Annotated in this window: 13 protein-coding genes and 3 pseudogenes; 5 read left to right on the forward strand and 11 right to left on the reverse strand. The window is 36.8% G+C overall.

The genetic code is table 11. From position 1 onward, the window contains the following. Positions 1 to 127: 127 nt before the first annotated feature. Positions 128 to 1372, forward strand: a complete 1245-nt coding sequence (locus tag E0H94_RS18305) for a carbohydrate porin (RefSeq protein ID WP_131327790.1) — start codon at positions 128 to 130, stop codon at positions 1370 to 1372. Positions 1373 to 1583: 211 nt separating this feature from the next. Here the strand turns inward: E0H94_RS18305 and E0H94_RS18555 are convergent. Next, positions 1584 to 1859, reverse strand: a pseudogene (locus E0H94_RS18555) (IS3 family transposase); the annotation flags it as partial. Between the two features lie 56 nt (positions 1860 to 1915). On the opposite strand from E0H94_RS18555, the pseudogene E0H94_RS18310 reads away from it, so the two are divergent. Continuing rightward, positions 1916 to 2077, forward strand: a pseudogene (locus E0H94_RS18310) (IS5/IS1182 family transposase); the annotation flags it as partial. A gap of 89 nt (positions 2078 to 2166) precedes the next feature. Here E0H94_RS18310 and E0H94_RS18315 read toward each other — a convergent pair. The 7 genes from E0H94_RS18315 to E0H94_RS18345 form a co-directional block, all read right to left on the reverse strand. Then, positions 2167 to 2943 (reverse strand): coniferyl-alcohol dehydrogenase, encoded by a 777-nt coding sequence (locus E0H94_RS18315; protein ID WP_131327791.1) that lies wholly within the window; start codon positions 2941 to 2943, stop codon positions 2167 to 2169. Between the two features lie 49 nt (positions 2944 to 2992). After that, positions 2993 to 4456 (reverse strand): aldehyde dehydrogenase family protein, encoded by a 1464-nt coding sequence (locus E0H94_RS18320; RefSeq protein WP_131327792.1) that lies wholly within the window; start codon positions 4454 to 4456, stop codon positions 2993 to 2995. Positions 4457 to 4468: 12 nt separating this feature from the next. After that, positions 4469 to 5650: a carbohydrate porin gene (locus E0H94_RS18325; protein ID WP_131327793.1), complete on the reverse strand. Its 1182-nt coding sequence runs from the start codon at positions 5648 to 5650 to the stop codon at positions 4469 to 4471. A gap of 195 nt (positions 5651 to 5845) precedes the next feature. Next, the gene (locus tag E0H94_RS18330; RefSeq protein ID WP_131327794.1) at positions 5846 to 7306 is read right to left on the reverse strand and encodes a flavin-containing monooxygenase; all 1461 of its coding nucleotides are present in this window, start codon (positions 7304 to 7306) and stop codon (positions 5846 to 5848) included. Between the two features lie 35 nt (positions 7307 to 7341). Further along, positions 7342 to 8193, reverse strand: coding sequence for an alpha/beta fold hydrolase (locus E0H94_RS18335; RefSeq protein WP_131327795.1), 852 nt, complete (start codon positions 8191 to 8193; stop codon positions 7342 to 7344). A 75-nt stretch (positions 8194 to 8268) separates the two neighbouring features. Beyond that, complete coding sequence (locus tag E0H94_RS18340; RefSeq protein ID WP_131327796.1) at positions 8269 to 9603, reverse strand: MFS transporter; 1335 nt, start codon at positions 9601 to 9603, stop codon at positions 8269 to 8271. Between the two features lie 103 nt (positions 9604 to 9706). Beyond that, complete coding sequence (locus E0H94_RS18345; RefSeq protein ID WP_131327797.1) at positions 9707 to 10468, reverse strand: SDR family NAD(P)-dependent oxidoreductase; 762 nt, start codon at positions 10466 to 10468, stop codon at positions 9707 to 9709. Positions 10469 to 10686: 218 nt separating this feature from the next. Between E0H94_RS18345 and E0H94_RS18350 the strand changes: the two genes are divergently transcribed. The 3 genes and pseudogenes from E0H94_RS18350 to E0H94_RS18360 form a co-directional block, all read left to right on the forward strand. Next, positions 10687 to 11457: an IclR family transcriptional regulator gene (locus E0H94_RS18350; RefSeq protein WP_131327798.1), complete on the forward strand. Its 771-nt coding sequence runs from the start codon at positions 10687 to 10689 to the stop codon at positions 11455 to 11457. A 71-nt stretch (positions 11458 to 11528) separates the two neighbouring features. Continuing rightward, positions 11529 to 12317: a 3-ketoacyl-ACP reductase gene (locus E0H94_RS18355; protein ID WP_131327799.1), complete on the forward strand. Its 789-nt coding sequence runs from the start codon at positions 11529 to 11531 to the stop codon at positions 12315 to 12317. A 328-nt stretch (positions 12318 to 12645) separates the two neighbouring features. After that, positions 12646 to 13212 (forward strand): annotated as a pseudogene (locus E0H94_RS18360) (transposase); the annotation flags it as partial. A 142-nt stretch (positions 13213 to 13354) separates the two neighbouring features. Here E0H94_RS18360 and E0H94_RS18365 read toward each other — a convergent pair. Genes E0H94_RS18365 through E0H94_RS18375 form a run of 3 tightly spaced genes read right to left on the reverse strand, consistent with a single transcriptional unit; the run spans position 13355 to position 17619 of the window. Continuing rightward, on the reverse strand, positions 13355 to 14047 hold the full coding sequence (locus E0H94_RS18365) for a hypothetical protein (RefSeq protein WP_131327800.1): 693 nt from the start codon (positions 14045 to 14047) through the stop codon (positions 13355 to 13357). Between the two features lie 12 nt (positions 14048 to 14059). Next, a complete protein-coding gene (locus E0H94_RS18370) occupies positions 14060 to 16120 on the reverse strand; it encodes a hypothetical protein (RefSeq protein ID WP_227548680.1) in 2061 nt (686 codons plus the stop codon). Then, positions 16111 to 17619, reverse strand: a complete 1509-nt coding sequence (locus E0H94_RS18375) for a hypothetical protein (protein ID WP_227548681.1) — start codon at positions 17617 to 17619, stop codon at positions 16111 to 16113. The genes E0H94_RS18370 and E0H94_RS18375 overlap by 10 nt, the downstream gene beginning before the upstream one ends. Positions 17620 to 17912 lie beyond the last annotated feature (293 nt).

The following is a 17912-nucleotide window of genomic DNA, read 5'->3' on the forward strand; positions in this document are numbered from 1 at the left end:
GTTTCTTCTGAATGCCGTGAGCGGCATTCTCACTTGATCAATTACACATAATTTTTGCGGGAGTCATTGGGCTTTCCACTCCCGTATTGTGTCTAAAAAATGAATTTTTATGCAAAGGATCAGCATAATGAACATGTTATACCTCTTCACCTCAAAAAAATCAGTACTGTTTTTTTCTTGTATTTCCATTTTTAGTTCAAGTATTTATGCCAATGAGCCATGGTCTCAAGACCGTCAATGGTTATTTGGTGATTGGGGGGGAAATCGTCAACAACTAGAAGATCAAGGCTATAAGTTTAACCTTTCCTTAATGAACCAAACAGCGACACTGGTTGATGGTGGAAAGTCGGATAGTCATCCTACCCGTAATGCTGACCAAGTTACTTTAGGTGCCAATTTTGACTTGAGTAAAATTGCGGGTTGGAAAGATACCACTGCAGCGATTACAGTGACCAAGCGTGATGGTAGAAATTTAGCCAGTGATATTGGAATGAAAGGTAGTCCAACTGAAATTTACGGACGCGGCACAATTTGGCGCTTAACTCAGGCTTGGGTAAAAACAGGCTTTATGGACAATACCCTACAAGTGAAACTCGGTCGAATGAGCATGGCTGAAGATTTCAATAGCTCGCATTGTGAATTCCAAAGCCTTATTTTATGTGGCGGACAAATAGGTAAGGCTCAGGGTGACGTTTGGTATAACGGTCCTGTAAGTGGCTGGGCAGCCAATATTAAATACAAACTTTCACCTGAATGGACAGTTGGTGCAGGGGTCTATGAAAATAACCCTGAAAATACTGAAGAAAAAGATAATGCAAATTTCAATCTGAGTACGGATCAGGCAAAAGGTGTCCTAATTCCAGTTGAATTGGCATGGAAAACGAAGAAAATAAATCAGTTAACAGGTGAATATAAACTTGGTGGATTCTGGAGCAGTGAGGACTATGTAACAATTGATGGTTCAGATGGGAAAGATCCTAAGTCAGGCATCTGGTTGAATGCACAGCAGCAATTAACTGCCCATGCTGAAAATTCTAACCGTGGTTTATACGGCACCGTGAATTTAACCTTTAACAATGACTCAACAGCCTCTATTTCAAACACGCAACAAGTGGCGTTCTGGTATAAAGGTGCATTTGATGCTCGTCCTATGGATCAGATTAGTTTGGGTGTAGGTCGTTATAAATTTAATGACAAAGTTGCTGCTAACATCAAAAGAGATGATGAAATTGATACAGAATTAAATTATACCTATTACTATTCACCTGCCGTCATGATTCGTCCTAACCTGCAATACGTGTATCAACCTTATGGTTCAAAAGAAATTGATGATGCTTGGGTTGCAGGGGTCAGTGTTAAACTAAATTTCTAAGCCTTCTACGATTTGAAGTACAGAATCATCCTTAATAAATAATTTGAGTGTAAAGCTCCATTTAACTAGTGTTGATCGGTAAAAATTGTATAAGACATAGCGAGCAGTAGATTTTGTTTAACAATTGAAGTTTACTTTCTCGCTATTTTTTCAGTAAATGTCAAATGAACCGTAACTGGTTTATCGGAGACAGTTTATTAAGTTAGACTGCCTAACCTAACGCATTCATCTGATCATAGTACATTGCTTCAAACTGAAATGACGATACATATCCAGTTGTACTATGTACCGTTTTTTGTTGGAACAATCTAACCAGTTCAATGTAGCAAGCTCTACATCAGCCAAACCACTCCAATCAGATTTCAAATATTCAATCACCTCAGTTTTTATAAACCATTCACCATTTCAGTCAAAGCGTTGTCATATGAGTCTCACCAACAGAAGCTCTTAGATTGGCTGCTTCTAATCGGCTGGTATAGCGAACGGCTCTATCTCTGATTTTCAGGAGTAAATTTTGGTTTTGTCATTGGGACATTCTCTTAAGAAAAGTGGTCTCTGACAAACCCAGTACGGTTCAAAATAAACTGCATCAAATTGTTAGTCGATAAATTATCAGCAAAACATATTTCGAGTCAGGTCAACGAGATATATGCTCGCATAGCCATCTTAAGTAAATTTAATGAATTAGGTCGACCTCATACCTAAGTTGCCACTTAAATTTTGAGCAACTTAGGAAAACTTAATTTTTTAAAATTTTGTACAAAAAACTTAAAAATTAGGAATCTTAATAGATATTACATAATATTATGCATATTACATTGCACATGTGAGAACATACCTCCATCAACAGGAATGTTAGTTCCTCTAATCCAACTAGCTCCATCAGAAAGCAAAAATGCTACCACGGGTGCAATGTCTGTTGGTCTTCCTGGACGATCCATTACACGCATATCTTCTTCTGCACGTGCTCCAAGAGTTTCAACAAAATCTTGTAAAATTGGTGTATCTACTGGACCAGGGCTCACACAATTCATACGAATGCCTCTCTCACGCCATGTCCATCGATTTTGCATAGTCCAGACAATTAGTGCTTCTTTCGAGAAGAAGTAACTACGGGATCCTGTAATAGAATATTCCTCACAAAATTGCTCAATGTCAGCAAAACCAAGTTGTTCACTGGCTTTTATTGAATCTTGTGATTCTGTCCAACCAATACCAGCCAAAGAAGCAATATTCACAATTGCTGAATTATCAGCTAATTTACTCATTAAATGATTAGTTAAATATTTCAATCCCACCAGATTAACTGCAAGTACAGATTCAGCTTGTTTAGTTGGAGGTAAACCAGCAATATTGGCCAAACCATCAATACCTAATGGTAAGGCTTCAATCAATTGATCTATAGATTCCTGATCAGATAAATCAGCTTGAAAGAATTCACCAACTAGATGAGCTGGTCGGTTTATATCAACTGAAATTACGTTGGCACCTTGAGCAGCAAGTAAAGTTGCTGTTGCAGCTCCTACACCCGAGGCAGCACCCGTAACGACAATCGTTTTGTTATTCAACATTAGAAAATCCTTAGTCTATTATAAAAAAATATAAGTTTCTGATCAAAAATTAAATTGGATATTGTTTAAGCGTATTTTGTACTGTTACCCAATGTGTTCGAGTAAATTCCTCAATAATCCAACGATCATTAAATCTACCGAGACCAGAATTTTTCTCACCACCAAATGGCGCGATGGTTTGATCTTCAACTGTAATATCATTCACGTGAGTCATACCTGCATCAATTTGCAACGCAAACTTTAAACCTCGATCAAGATCTTCTGTGCACACTGCACTAGATAAACCGAACTCTGTATCATTTGCTAAAAATAAAGCATGTTCTTCATCTCTAGCTCGTATTATTGGTAAAACAGGCCCAAAGCTTTCTTCTCTGGCTAAAGCCGATTCTGGAGCAACATCAATAAAAATATGTGGTGGAATTACATTACGCTGAATTTCACCAGATAATATAAGTTTGGCACCATCTTTAACGCCTTGTTGTATATGAGCCTGAATATGATTAATTTGGTTTTGATTAATCGTTGGCCCAATCAAAGTTTCCGACTGATCCGGATCTCCATAACGAAGAGTTTTAACTTTTTCTATTAGTTTATCTACAAAAACATCATGAATACGAGTATCTACAATTACACGATTGGTACTCATACAAATCTGCCCTTGATGTAAAAATCTTCCTAATGCAGCAATATTTACAGCTTTATCCAGATCAGCATCATGTAATACCACTAAAGGTGCATTCCCTCCAAGCTCCAGAGCAACACGTTTTATCATTCGACAGGACAATGCCAGTTGCCCTACTCGTTTACCAACTCGGGTAGATCCTGTGAAAGAAATAAATTTGGGTATGTCATGCTGAACAAAATAATCCCCAATTTCACTGCCAGTTCCTACCACAACATTTAAAACACCAATCTCTACACCCGCTTCTTCAAAAATTTTTGCAATTATTAAGCCGCCTGTAACTGGTGTATCAGTTGCTGGTTTTAGTACAACTGTATTTCCTAACACGATTGCAGGCACAACTGAACGCATGCTTAAATGAAATGGAAAATTCCACGGGCTAATCACGCCAATAACACCCAAAGCCTGTCGATATACACTGCTTTCTTGACCATCTACAGACGTTGGTAATGTTTCATGTTTTACACGTTTCGGATAATCAACAGCAGCTGCCAATAAACTTAATGAAGCATCCACTTCAATATTAGCTTTTAAACGAGTACTACCTGCTTCTTTAATCAACCAAGTAATAATTTCTTCACGACGAACCTGAATAATTGCCATCACACGCTGTAATAATGCTGAACGATCTTCTTCTGTAGTTTTAGACCACGATTTATAGGCATTATGGGCACTTGAATAAGCTTCATCTACATCTCTCATATCAGCAGCAGAAATTTCTAATAAAGTTTCCTGCGTATACGGATTGATATTCGTAAGTTGGGTTGTTGATGCACCACTACGCCATTGCCCTTGGATATATTGCGATTCAAATTTATATTCTGCACTCATTACATTACTCCTTTAGAATTGATATAGTCTTGCCTTAAATAAAGCACCAATGATAAAATTCTGATCAAAACTTTCTCCTTGCCCTTTATAATAATTATCAGGATTCCAAATATATTCTATGAATGGGGAAATTGAATAATATTTAAATTTAAACTCTGTATCAGCTGATACAAAAGTAGTTGTTTTATTTTTATTACCATTTAACGTTTTAGTATATTCATAGAAATCATTGTTTAACTGGGTTTGCCCTACCCGAAAACCAAACTTTCTATGAAATAAACACTCTTTACAATTTAAGTCCAACTCCCAAGATGATTTATAAGCCCAATTTTTTTGATCAATATATGAATAGCTCCCTGCAATTTCATACTTTTTTTCCTCATCAAACTTATAATTAAATCGGGCATTATATGTTTTTATCCCATCATAATATTCACCACTATAAGCATTCTTATATTGTGCATTATTGTCTGAGTAAGTAAGTTCAGTTTGTCCACGTTCATCATCGAATTTATAACCTAATGAATAAATATAGTTTTCACCTGCATTATGATTAAATGAAAAATCCAAACCATGCTTTTCTTCTGGATAATCAGAAGTGTTCACTTCAAATGCACCACCATGTATATACCAATGATCAGAAATAAGATATTTAGTATAAGCTGCCCAATATCCATATGGAGACGGTGGAGATCCCGTAGCTGTTTTCACTGGATCAACACAAAGTGCTGCCATACTACAAATATTGTAATAAAAGAAACGGCGTGGACTGACACGTCCAATCACAGTTTCAAGTGAGTTATCTAACCATTTTGCTTCCCAAGTTAGATTGGAGAGTTGATTTGATGTTACATCATTCATGGCAATAGCCCCTGGGACATAACTCCCTACCCCTCCCATCCAATTGGTCGAGGTATCTAGCTGATTATCATTTGCTAAGCCAAACAAGGTATAGGTGAAATTAATATAACCAGGAATAGGTAAATTAATATCTTGAAAATATGCATTAGTTTTAAATGCTAAATTAGCTGAATTAAAAAAATTACCTTCAGAACTATTGTTCGCCCATAAAGCCAAATCCATAAAATCAATTGAACCATTTGTCAAATATTTAGTATCAGTATCTTCTTCAATTCCTGCATAAATAATTGATGAATTGAGAAATAATATTGCCAAAAATATTGTTCTTTTCATGTGAAAATCCTTATTAGTACTAAAACACTCAATCTTTGAGGTTTTTTAATGACGAGTTTTCCTCTACATACAGAATTAACTGATGTAAAATAATTAATTGACATTATTTAATTTAGAATGAGTTATAGCATTTAATTTAAAAAAAATTCTATAACTCCATTTTGTTTCTAATCACACATTATTAACATGCATATTCTAGCTAAATACATAACCTTCCCGATGGAATTTTGAATTATGATCACGGAATGAATAAGCAAAATCAGGCCAGACAAGTGTTAAATTCCCACTGCGTGGATCGACATACCAGCTCTTACAGCCACCCTCAAGCCATACAGTGCCCTCACTCATTTGCCTTAATTGTTTAACAAATTGATCTTCTGCTGATTTTTTTACTTCTAATACGGTTTTTTGTTCTGCTGACATCTGTTGAAGTGCCCCAAGAATATAATCTACCTGTGCTTCAATGATATATACAACAGAGTTATGTCCCAGGCCGGTATTTGGTCCATTTATCACGAATAAATTAGGAAAATTATGCACACTGATTGCATCATATGCCTGCATGCCTTTATTCCACTGTTCATCTAAACTGCTACCCTGAGCATTAAACACTCGTTTTGCAAACGGTGGACGAACAGCTTCAAAACCAGTCGCAAAGATAATGGCATCAATATTTTCATGTCGTTCACCACTTTGTCCTATCAGGGTATTTCCTTCTATTTTTGCCAATGCTGATGATTCCAGCTGAACATGGGATTGATTAAATGTTGGAAAATATTGATTAGAAATTAATAAACGCTTACAGCCAATTTCATAGTGTGGTGTGAGTTTTTCACGAATAGTATTATTTTCAACTTGTGCCTTTAGATGTCCTAAAGCCATTTGTTTCGCTTCATTAACAAATTTAGGAACATTTCGACGTTGTATAAAATTATATTCTCCTCCCCAAAAAATATCCTGACGTAATTTCTTCATTTCTTCAGGCATACGATGGAATAAGCGCTTTTGCTGTTCTGTATAGATAGAGTCTGGACGTGGAATAACATAAGCAGCACTACGCTGAAAAACCACCATTTCGCTAGCCAGTTCAGCAATTTTAGGTACGATTTGAATGGCTGATGCACCAGAACCTACTACTGCAACACGTTTATTTTTAAGATCGGCTTTATGATCCCAACGAGCTGAATGGAAATACTCTCCTTTAAAACTATCTAGACCATCAATTTGAGGTAAATACTCATCTGCAAGATGGCCAGCTGCTGTTACAAGATAGCGCGTTGTATAAAGACCTTGTGTAGTTTGCACATACCATTTTTTATCTGAGGAATTCCAACTTGATTTCAACATTTCTGTATTGAAATCAATATTATCCATTAGGCCTTCTTCTTTTGCACAATTTTGCATATAAGCCAAAATTTCACCACCTGGTGCAAAAGTTTTAGACCAATCTGGATTTAATTTCCACGAAAATGAATACAAATGAGAAGGTACATCACATTCCACGCCAGGATAAGTATTATCTCGCCACGTACCACCGACATCATTGGCCCGCTCAATAATCACAAAAGATGAATGTGCTTTACGTTTAAGCTGAATTCCTAATCCCAAGCCACCAAAACCACTTCCTACAATTAAAATCTCTACATCTTTAATCATATTTTTTCCTATAGTTATAAATTTTAAAAGACTGATTAAGCTAAACGAGGCTGCAAAATAACCCCCTCAGCAAAAGCTGTTGGATCGGCAGTAAAATGGTCAATATGCTGAAATAATTCTGCTGGTCGTTCAAATACCACACCATGCCCACTTTGAATTTCGAGATACGATGCCCGATCAATCGCAGCAAATAATTGTTTACTATGGTGTATTGGAACCATTTGATCTTGGCTACAAGCTATCACCAACGTTTTCGCAAGAATTTTAGGTACATCTGCTGTAATATCTATTCGTGTATTTAATTCCATTTGTTTATCAATAAAGGTATTCACCTTTATTAGGCTAGAATTATTTATATGAGTGGCTAACGGGGACATACGAATAAAATTAGGACTAAAGGCACAAAAAGTCATGTAAAGAGCTAAAGCTTCAGAGTTTTCTTTACGTAATGTTGTCCAGATATGATTACGCAAGACCTGCTGTTCATCCGTTTTCTGCCAACCAGCCACTAACATTAAATTTTGTACATCTTTATTCCGTTCAGCAGCTATTTTGGCTGCGACTACTGCTCCCAAAGAATAACCTAGTAAGTTATATTTCTGACCTCCCAACAATAGATCAATCACCGCACACACCTGATAAGTTAAATCAGCTAGTTCTAATATGTCTGCCAATATATCTGACCAATCCACGGATATTACGCGACAACGTGACGCCAACAAGGGAAATAAATATCCAAAATGGGTATCGGTCGTGCCTGTTGTTCCGTGAATAATTACTAAAGGTAAACGATCATTTTTGACATGTGGTTCACTTGAATCGTAGTAGTTCAAGGTAATACCATCATAGTCTAAAGTCTGATATTGATATTCATTTAACAAATTCATGACAAAGTCCTTCTATTTGAGTTGATGCAGGCATCAACCCATGTTTAATTAAATTCTGTAAATTATTGAATTAGCTTAATCAATTTCGCTAAGATGAATGCCTTTGGTTTCTTTCCAGTTCCAAACGACAATGGTGCTAATGGTGCAAACTACGCCAATATAGACATACATTGCCCAACTCATATCATTGCTAAAAAACCAGCTATTTAAATAAGGTGCTGTACCACCAAATAGAGCTACCGCAAGAGGCATTGACGTACCCATAATACGAGCACGGTAACGGGTTGGTACTCGTTCAGCAATAATGGCAGGTTGTGTCCCACCAATACATGCACTAATACCTAACATGATGCTTTGTGTAATAAATAATGACCATGGATTACTATTGATCATCGGTAATAAAAGAGGCGTTAAAATTATCGTCATAATGAAACAGAAGATAGTGACAGGTCGACGACCGATTTTGTCCGAGATATAACCTGTCACAGGAACCATAATAATATTGATCAGCTGTGCTCCCAAAGATGCTAAAAAGGCAGCTTTGGCGTCCATATTTCGCATAGTAATTGCAAATACAGCGGCATAGGCGGTCCACAAATAATAAGGTAAAGTTGTTCCTGCCTGATAAAAGAAAATACCAACTGCACGTTTTACAATTTTCTGTTTTGACCAACTAGGAGATTGTTTTTCCTGTACATCAAGCTGTAATTTTTTGGAATGCTGTTCTTCATATTGATCACTTTCCATCATATTGCGTCGAAAGAACAGCACAGCAACAGAGAGTAAAGCACCAAACAGAAATGGTATACGCCATCCCCAAGCATCAAGGTCAACCTTATCCATACTAGATGTTAGGAATACCCCTGTCAGTGTTGCAATCATAGAACCAATACCAACACAAAAGAACATGGTGCTTGACCATAAACCACGTTTTTTTGCTGGTGCAATTTCAGTTAAATATGCATAAGAAGCTGTAGATTCTCCACCATGTGCAAAGCCCTGTAATAAACGGGCAATTAACAAAATTAAAGATGCCCAACCACCTATTTCGGCATAAGAAGGGGTTATTGCTATCAATAAACTTGCTGCACTCATCATGAGCATAGTGGCCAATAAAACACCTTTACGCCCAAGCCGATCTGCATAAATACCAAAAACTAACCCACCCAATGGTCGGAATAAGAATCCAACTGCAAACACTCCTAGTGTTGCCAATAAAGCTGAAGTTTTATCCTGAGGGTTGAACATCGCTGCTGCAATATATGGTGCTAGTACGGCATAAATAGTCCAATCGAACCATTCCAATGTATTCCCAATACCAGTTGCAATCACTGATTTCTTACGCAAACTCAATGCTGTTTTTAAATCTATAGTGGATTCACTATATTGATTTACTGCATTATTTTCCATGCTACATATCCTTTTAATTCTTAGGTTTTACCCATCTTTTCCCTAAATCCATAATCATAAGACGATAAAGTCCCATGATAAAAACTGATAATTACGGCATGTACTAATAAGTTGCCCGACCACCAGATAAATCAAAAACTGCACCAGTTGAAAAACTGACTTTGTCACTTACTAAAAAATTGACCATTTCTGCTACTTCATGAGGTTGGCCCAAACGACCCATTGGAATCCGGTCTAATAAACTCTGTTTAACTTCTATGCTAAACCATGGTTGTTGCAGCATTTTTGTTTCAATTAAAGCGGGTGCAATCGCGTTGATAATTACGCCGCTTTTTGCCAATTCCTTACCTAGTGTTTTTGTCAAAGTAATCACACCTGCTTTGGCCGCTGCATACCCTCCACTCAAAGCATGCCCTTCCATACCTGCTGAAGATGCGATATTCACAATACGACCATATGACTGAGCAATCATTGGCGGAATCATGATCTTACACATCAAGAACTGGCTCCCTAAATTAAGCTTAATATCTTGTTCCCAGTCGGAATAATCAATTTCCCATATCGGTTTCATGGCACTGCCTTTACCAGCATTATTGACCAAAATATCAATCCGACCGAAGTGATCTATACTTTGCTGTTTGACTTCTTCAGCAAATGCTTCTTCACAAACATTTCCTATGACGATAATAGCTTTACCACCCAAAGCGCTGATCTCATCCTGCACTTTTTGACAAGCTTTCTCATCCAGATCAACAAGAACAAGATTTGCACCTTCTCGCATGAGCTTAAAACATATTTCACGACCTATACTGCCCGCTGCACCTGTTACAATTGCAACACGATCATTTAAAGTTTGATCCGTCATCTTTTAATTCCATTTATCATTAAGTCAAAAGTCCATAACATGGACTCTACATAGCGCTATATTTTTTAAAGTATACAAATTCGTTAGTAATTAAAATCCAAAATAAGTCCGTATTATGGACTTCTAATTTATTCATATTTTAAATTTGGATATGATGGCATCATGCTATAGATGCACATGATTCTTAAATCTATAAAAATCTTGAATAAGGATATTCAATGAAAAATGACAATACTCTTTTAATGGGTAAAATTGCACTGATCTTGTCTAATCTCAGCGGCACAAGAAAAGGTGCACGCTTAAAAGATCTGGTAATCGAAACAGGCATGGCACATTCGACAGTCCACCGTATTTTAAATGATTTGTGTGAAATTGATTTTGTTCAACAATTACCTGATAAAAGCTATCAGCTTGGGCCAGCATTATTTACTCTTGGTCTTAGTGCTCCCTCACCTATTTATGACTTAAACAAGCTAAAAGAATATGCTCAAGAACTAGCAAATGACTGTGGTGACTTAGTCTATGTATCATTAAAACAATTTAATGGCGTGCGTTATATCATCGCATGTAAAGGTGATAGCCCCATTCTACCAAACCCCATTCAACAAGGTGATTTCAAACCTTTTACTGCAAGCTACTCAGGTATTGTTCTGATGTCCTATCTAGAAGAAGAACAACAACGATATTGGATGCATAAACCCCAATTAGATGCTCCATCACAGTGGATTAATGAAAATCGCTTGCTATTACAAAAAGAAGTACCTCATTTAATGAAAAAAATGCAGGAACAGCAATATATCTATGCTCAAAATTTAGTTTTACCTGGGGTAAGTGGAATTTCCACAATTATTCCATCTAAGAACAGCCGCTTACCCTATATGACGGTATCCATCTCTGCGATTTCAGACCGATTACAGCCTTCTGATACCATTAATTTAGTACCTAAGCTTTTAGATACAGCAAAAAGAATGAGTACTTTAATTTATTGAGTTTTTTACTTCTTAAACAACCAAACATTACATATACACCCATTAGTTCAAGATATATAAGAGGAATCAAAATGACAACAGATACAAATTTAACAGCAATTGTTACAGGAGGCGCTCAAGGAATTGGGCTAGCAATTGCCAAAAAACTTGCACAAAATGGATTTAAAATCGCTCTATTAGATCTACAACACCCAGATCATCTTGCTCAAGAAACACAACAACTTTTAGCAGCTAATAATAGCCCATATCATTATTATCAATGTGATATCAGCCAATTAGATCAACATGCAACATGTATACAAAAAATAGAACGTGATCTAGGATCGATACATTGTCTTATCAATAACGCAGGGATAGCCGCACGTCCATTAACTGATATACTGCTACTAAGTCCAGAGGCTTTTGATCTCTCAATCGAAATTAATCTACGTGGTACATTCTTTTTGACACAATATGTAGCTAAAAGAATGCTTGAACAACGTAAAGAATCAAAGGCCTATCACAGCATTATTTTTATCACATCAATTGCAGCAGAGCTCATCAATACTGAACGCAGCCAATATTGCATTACTAAATCTGCCCTATCTATGACAGCAAAATTATTTGCCCATCGCTTGGCTAGTGACAATATTCATGTTCATGAAATTCGTCCTGGTTTTATTAAAACTGCTATGACTGGTTCGACAGGACGTAATACGGTTGATGAATACATTGAACAAGGGCATCTACCAATTGCTCGTTGGGGAATGGCTGAAGAAATTGGACAAGCAACACATATTCTAGCATCAGGGCAATTACCCTTTATGACGGGAAGTGTCTTTTGGGTAGATGGTGGTTTACATTTACAGGATGTGCCTTAACCCTTAAATATTTCATTATGCTAATTATGGGTAAAATTGGATTGCGAATTGATTTATATGAGTTTCTTCTAGTACATGTCTTTCAATCTTGGTTCTGATTTTATTCATAGATTAGGTTATCGTTTTATTTATTAAAAATACCTTTTTCATTAGACCTCTTTGATAAATCATAAAAACGATAAGGTATTTGGTAGCAATTTGTAGTGAAAATATTGCAATATCTATGCATAATCTGTGTATCAGATACATCGATTTAGAGAAGTTTTCTGATTCTCATTTGAACCGTACTTGGTTTGTCGGAAACCACTTTTCTTAAGAGAATGTCCCAATGACAAAACCAAAATTTACTCCTGAAATCAGAGATAGAGCCGTTCGCTTAGTTCTTGAATCCGAAAAAGACTATCCCTCAACCTAGGAAGCAATCACAGCAATTGCTTCTAAGATCGACTGTACTCCTGAAACACTTCGTACTTAGCATTAGAAGTATTTGGATCAACAAAATCCAGTTAAAGTACAACTCCTCTCAGATCTGCAACGTATCAAACAACTGGAACATGAGAATAAAGAACTGCAACGGGCCAATGAGGTTCCTCGTAAAGCAGCCGCTTTTTTCGCCCAGACGGAGTTCGACTGCCCACGCAAATAATGGTTGATCTCATTCAGAATAACAAAGTGCTTTATGGGGGTTGAAACCATCTGTAAAATTCTGCCAATTTCAGCAACAACTTACTATCGGGCATTGTATCTTGAGGAAAATCCGGAACACCGATCAAAACGAGATCTGCATCATGCCGAACAAATTAAACGAATTTGGCAGGAAAGCGCTAGTCGATATGGCTTTTGTAAAGTATGGAAACAGCTGAAGCTAGAAAGCTATTTGGTTGCACATTGTACGTTTGTACTAGCTTAAACCAATTTGCAGAAATGAAATCACATGCAGACACAGTTGTAATTTCAACAAGTAAACTAGAAAAAAGAGCCTATTAATTAAGCTCTTTTATTACTTTGACTAGTCTAATATTTAACCTAAAAATATTTTAAATATCATCAAGAGTTTTTGGTTTTTCTGACGAGCTTGTTGGTACTTTGAATTCAATACCCGCTTTTTTAAACAGTTTAGGATATTCCACTAAAGCCATAGTTGAGTTTTTAGCAATACCAGTGATATCACCAACCACACCTTTAGCATCAACTAAAGACAATCCTGTATTAGTTAGGCTGTTTGGGTTTGCAATTAAGCTAGTGCTCACCTTTTTAGCTCCTACAGCTAATTCACGAGCAGTTAAACTTGCAATAGCAAAATTTGTTGCAGAGTTCAATAAGTGTTTCTTTTGCTCTGCATTAAATGCTGAAAGTTTAGCAACTGTTGCTTCCTCATCTTTTTGAGAGGCTTCTAGAACAGCATCTGACAATGCTACTATCTGTTTTTGAATTGCTTCTTTTTCTTTCAAATCAGAGGTTGTTTTCAAGCTTTTCTGTTTCGCTTTTAATTCATCTGAATCCTTCTTACTTGCAAGCAATGAAGCTAAAGCCGTACGACTCTGAATAAACATTGCATTAGTTGCTTTTGCCTGCGTGAAAAAACCATTGATATCCATATTTGATGAAGATACGCCAGTTACAGATTCAGATAATGATGACGAAAGATTACTCAACGACCCAAAACCTGCATAGACACCTGATGTACTTATTGAAGCAGTTACTGCTAAAACAATCGCAATTTTTTTCATACCCTGTTACCCTTATTGTGAAGAATCGGCTTTTTGCACGATTTGATTTAAAATTTTTGGTAAAGCCTCAAACATCTGAATGTTATACATTTCATGACGATGCTGATAATCGATACCCTTCAATCCAATTTCTTGTTGCAAACCATAAGCCCCTATTTTTTCAGCCTTTTGGTTAAATCTGCGCGCCCCACTAGCCATAACTAATGTGGCATCACAATTACTTTTGTCTGCATTACATCGAATACTGTCTTGTTTCACTTCGAGCTTAAGCACTGGCTGTAAACATTCATCTGTTGGAATATGAAAGTTAACTTTCATATTTTTTTTAAACCCAGCATTTTCAGTCATAGCAATCACTGAGTCTTTTAGTAAAGTCTGTCCTTTAAAACCTGAACCTGTCGCATAGAATGGTCGTTTCGATTGACTAGTAAAAGCGTGATAAATCAAAGGACCAAAACCATAAAATGGAATTTCACCAACTTGCTCAGTATGTAGCCCTAAACATAAGACACGAGATTGTTTTGAATCTCCCACTGGGGCAGAGCTATCAAGCAAAACACTGTCTCCAGAACGCACAGGTAAACGATCACTGCTGTTAACTGGAAAATCTAATTGCGCATTAACTTTTGTGCCTTGACGCTCTAAAACAGTCGCTTCCCATGTTGGAATTAAAATATTACGCCCTGCTGCTTTATCTGAATGATAAACATGGACTTTCATTCCTGTACTTAAGCGCTCTCCAGCATCATCAATAACGATGTTCTGACCACTTGAACCAGAGACTTTTAAATCAGAACGAGTAAATTGAATCCCTTTTTGAAATTGTTGGCCTAATTTCAAAAGTGCATTTTTCAATACAACTTCTTTACGAGCCTCGAGAGAAAATCCCATTCCATCTGAAATCACCTCTTTGATCTCATCGGTCGCGTGCGCGGAGTATATTACCCGACCAGAACGATCAATCATTTCAGCAAAAACTTCACTATGAAAAACCTGTTGCTGAGTTATTTTTCCAATTTGTTGCTGATAAGCAATTACAGGGATGACATTTATTCGAATGAAAAATTCAGGTAATTCACGTTGGTTAATGTCTTCACTTTGCGCTAATCCAGTTTGCTCACTAATACTTTGTGCTATCGCACTATAACGTCGATTGACTGGTGTTAGAGTAAATGAGGCTTGCTCACCCACTGCATCAGAAAAAATTTGTTCTATTAAATCTTTCGACTCGCCTTGATAAGTCAGCACATCGACCACCAAAGCTTTGGGCTTATTCATAGCCTGTCGTGTATTGGTTGAAACTTTACTAAAGTGCTTACTACTGCTCTGCATCAACACTGGTACAGCCACAGCATAATCACTGTCAGCATGCACAACACGAATCAAATCACCATCTGCTGAGCTGAGCTCATCTTGTGCAGCAATTCCTTGCTTAATGCCTTTATCTAAAACAAGATAGGATTTCCACTGATCAATCACTTGAGTTTCTGTTTCAGACACTTTAAGTTTTGATTTTAATTCTTGAGTCACTTGCTGCGTTAGCATCAACAAAGTACTTTGAAATTTCTGCTTAATTACTGTTTTGGTTACGCTAGAATCAATCTCTGTAGCAAGTACTTGAATTGGTTGTGACAAGGTCTTACTGTCACTATATATAACCTCTCCAGATAACACATTGGTGAGTTTTAGACTTAAGGTCACTGGAAGAAAAATTTCGGCAGTCGAATCCTTCTTCACAATGTATTCACTTGCGCGTAAAACTTCTAGTGATGCAATATAAGTGCGATTTTTCGTTTTTTGTGAAATAGTATCGACTATCTGTTCATCAAAACCTTGCTTTAAACTTTGTACAAAAATTTGCTCAACTTGTTTACGAATGCTTTCATTGTCAATCGCTTGACTGAAGTCACATACAATTGAAGACCCATTCGCTTCGTATTTACTAGGATCATTACGACAAGGTTGCTCTAGCCCAAAAATTCCTTTCGATGGGTAGATTTGAATATTCGCATTTGCCCATGCCGAAACAAGCATCGGCATAGCTAAACATAAAGCTTTTAACTTTATTTGCATTGTGTACCACCAATACAAAGCGTAATCGTATTGCCAGCTTGTAAACGCTCAGCACTTGATAGAGTTGGATTTACTTTACGTAGTGCTTTAGCCAATTCTGCACTAACAGGTTTCTCACTCTTATAAGTCATGGTCATTTCGACCAATTTTCCATCCTGAGTGCGAATATCGATATTTTCTGCACCATCCATTTCATCTAAGGCAATGTATAAATCATCTCCTAAACGAGAAGAAACATTGCCAGAAATACTTTTCACAAATATGGTAATTTCCTTACCATACATAGAGCGATTTTTTGCATAACCCAGAATCTGTGGTCCTACTTGGCTAACGGCCAATTCGCCAAGTTTCTTAGCAACATTCGTACGACAAGAATCTGTAGTCGCACCTGTCGAAGATTCTGTACGAGTTTCACCACCCATCAAAGTTGAATCATCGACTGAATAAATTTTGAAGCTAACGGCACCATCACAGACAAATTGCCCAGTAGCACTCGAACGACCACGATCATAAATATAAGAGCTACCCGCCATAAACCAATCTGCTTTTTCTTTTCGTGCAGCGATTACGAGTTTATTCAACTCTGTATCACTCATCAGTTGCTGAATCGACATACTCCGACCATTCAAATACTGACTTCTAAAACGGTCAGAATCGAGCAACCGCAAATCATAACGTGAAGCAGAACTCGCAATTGAATTTAAGGTTTGATTATCACGCTCAGCTTTAGTACTTGGAGTCTGATATTCCACATATTTCACAAAGCTTTGGATATCATTTTGTCGTTCGGATTGACTGTATTTAGCTGATTCACTAGCGTTGTAGCTACTTGAAGAAGCTGATTTACCTGAATTATTATGGCTTGCTGAACGAGCGGAAACACCAACACCCGCCCCATAGTAATTATCATAAGCATAACCAGATGCAGCAGCTGAACGTCCTTTTGAAGAATAAGAATCTGAAGCACTGGCTTTGGCACTTTCGCTAGCTTTGTAACTCGCATCTTCATCATAGCTATAACTACGATCAGAAAAATATGATGTGAACTCTTTAACAGGTTTTGAGTTATCTTTTGGTACCCCAAAATATTCATCCATTACAATCATAATTGGACTTGTTCGACTACTTTTCTTCGCCAGCCCTAAATCATTGAGAATTGAACGAAATTCTTGATCATCCATTTCTAGACTAACTTGGGTAACTAACTCATTGTTACTATTAGTACTACTCCCTCGATTCAACACATAACTGCTATCAATTTGTTTTACAATATCATCCAAATATTGATTCGCATCGTTCATAGCTTGAGGGCCATTAATACGTTTAATCAAAGTAATCACTGCATCCTTTTTTGCATTATTGAATGCTTGATTACGTGTACTATTTAGGTCTTTTTTAACGATAGGTGCACTACCTTCCCCATTCACTTTAATGATTTCAGCATTACTAATTTGAACAACGCCCAAACACAATAGTGTCAATAAAGCCTTTTTCATCATTTCCCTCTTCATTAAAGTTTCTAGTTACATCTATAATTTCTTTATTAGATTTTAAAGTGATCTTTCATTCACACATAAAACATACAGATAATAAACAAAATTTAACACTAACTCCATCACACAATTTTACTTTTTTATTGATTTTTCACAAAAAAGAAGGGAGCCGTAGCTCCCATTGTTTTATCGCTTTACAAGCATATCTTCAATCCAGTGATGAATTTCATAGGCTGACCAGCCAAGATTAACGTTACGCAAGTAAATAAAATGTTATTTTCAATTGAAAACTTTTTTAC

Source organism: Acinetobacter sp. ANC 4173, assembly GCF_004331255.1.
Taxonomy (GTDB): Bacteria; Pseudomonadota; Gammaproteobacteria; order Pseudomonadales; family Moraxellaceae; genus Acinetobacter.

What these genes read in the sequence shown, in the direction of transcription:
- E0H94_RS18365 (WP_131327800.1), bottom strand. Translation starts at nt 14,047, where the DNA reads ATGAAAAAAATTGCGATTGTTTTAGCAGTAACTGCTTCAATAAGTACA.
- E0H94_RS18320 (WP_131327792.1), bottom strand. Translation starts at nt 4,456, where the DNA reads ATGAGTGCAGAATATAAATTTGAATCGCAATATATCCAAGGGCAATGG.
- E0H94_RS18375 (WP_227548681.1), bottom strand. Translation starts at nt 17,619, where the DNA reads ATGATGAAAAAGGCTTTATTGACACTATTGTGTTTGGGCGTTGTTCAA.
- E0H94_RS18335 (WP_131327795.1), bottom strand. Translation starts at nt 8,193, where the DNA reads ATGAATTTGTTAAATGAATATCAATATCAGACTTTAGACTATGATGGT.
- E0H94_RS18330 (WP_131327794.1), bottom strand. Translation starts at nt 7,306, where the DNA reads ATGATTAAAGATGTAGAGATTTTAATTGTAGGAAGTGGTTTTGGTGGC.
- E0H94_RS18355 (WP_131327799.1), top strand. Translation starts at nt 11,529, where the DNA reads ATGACAACAGATACAAATTTAACAGCAATTGTTACAGGAGGCGCTCAA.
- E0H94_RS18325 (WP_131327793.1), bottom strand. Translation starts at nt 5,650, where the DNA reads ATGAAAAGAACAATATTTTTGGCAATATTATTTCTCAATTCATCAATT.
- E0H94_RS18370 (WP_227548680.1), bottom strand. Translation starts at nt 16,120, where the DNA reads ATGCAAATAAAGTTAAAAGCTTTATGTTTAGCTATGCCGATGCTTGTT.
- E0H94_RS18340 (WP_131327796.1), bottom strand. Translation starts at nt 9,603, where the DNA reads ATGGAAAATAATGCAGTAAATCAATATAGTGAATCCACTATAGATTTA.
- E0H94_RS18305 (WP_131327790.1), top strand. Translation starts at nt 128, where the DNA reads ATGAACATGTTATACCTCTTCACCTCAAAAAAATCAGTACTGTTTTTT.
- E0H94_RS18350 (WP_131327798.1), top strand. Translation starts at nt 10,687, where the DNA reads ATGAAAAATGACAATACTCTTTTAATGGGTAAAATTGCACTGATCTTG.
- E0H94_RS18345 (WP_131327797.1), bottom strand. Translation starts at nt 10,468, where the DNA reads ATGACGGATCAAACTTTAAATGATCGTGTTGCAATTGTAACAGGTGCA.
- E0H94_RS18315 (WP_131327791.1), bottom strand. Translation starts at nt 2,943, where the DNA reads ATGTTGAATAACAAAACGATTGTCGTTACGGGTGCTGCCTCGGGTGTA.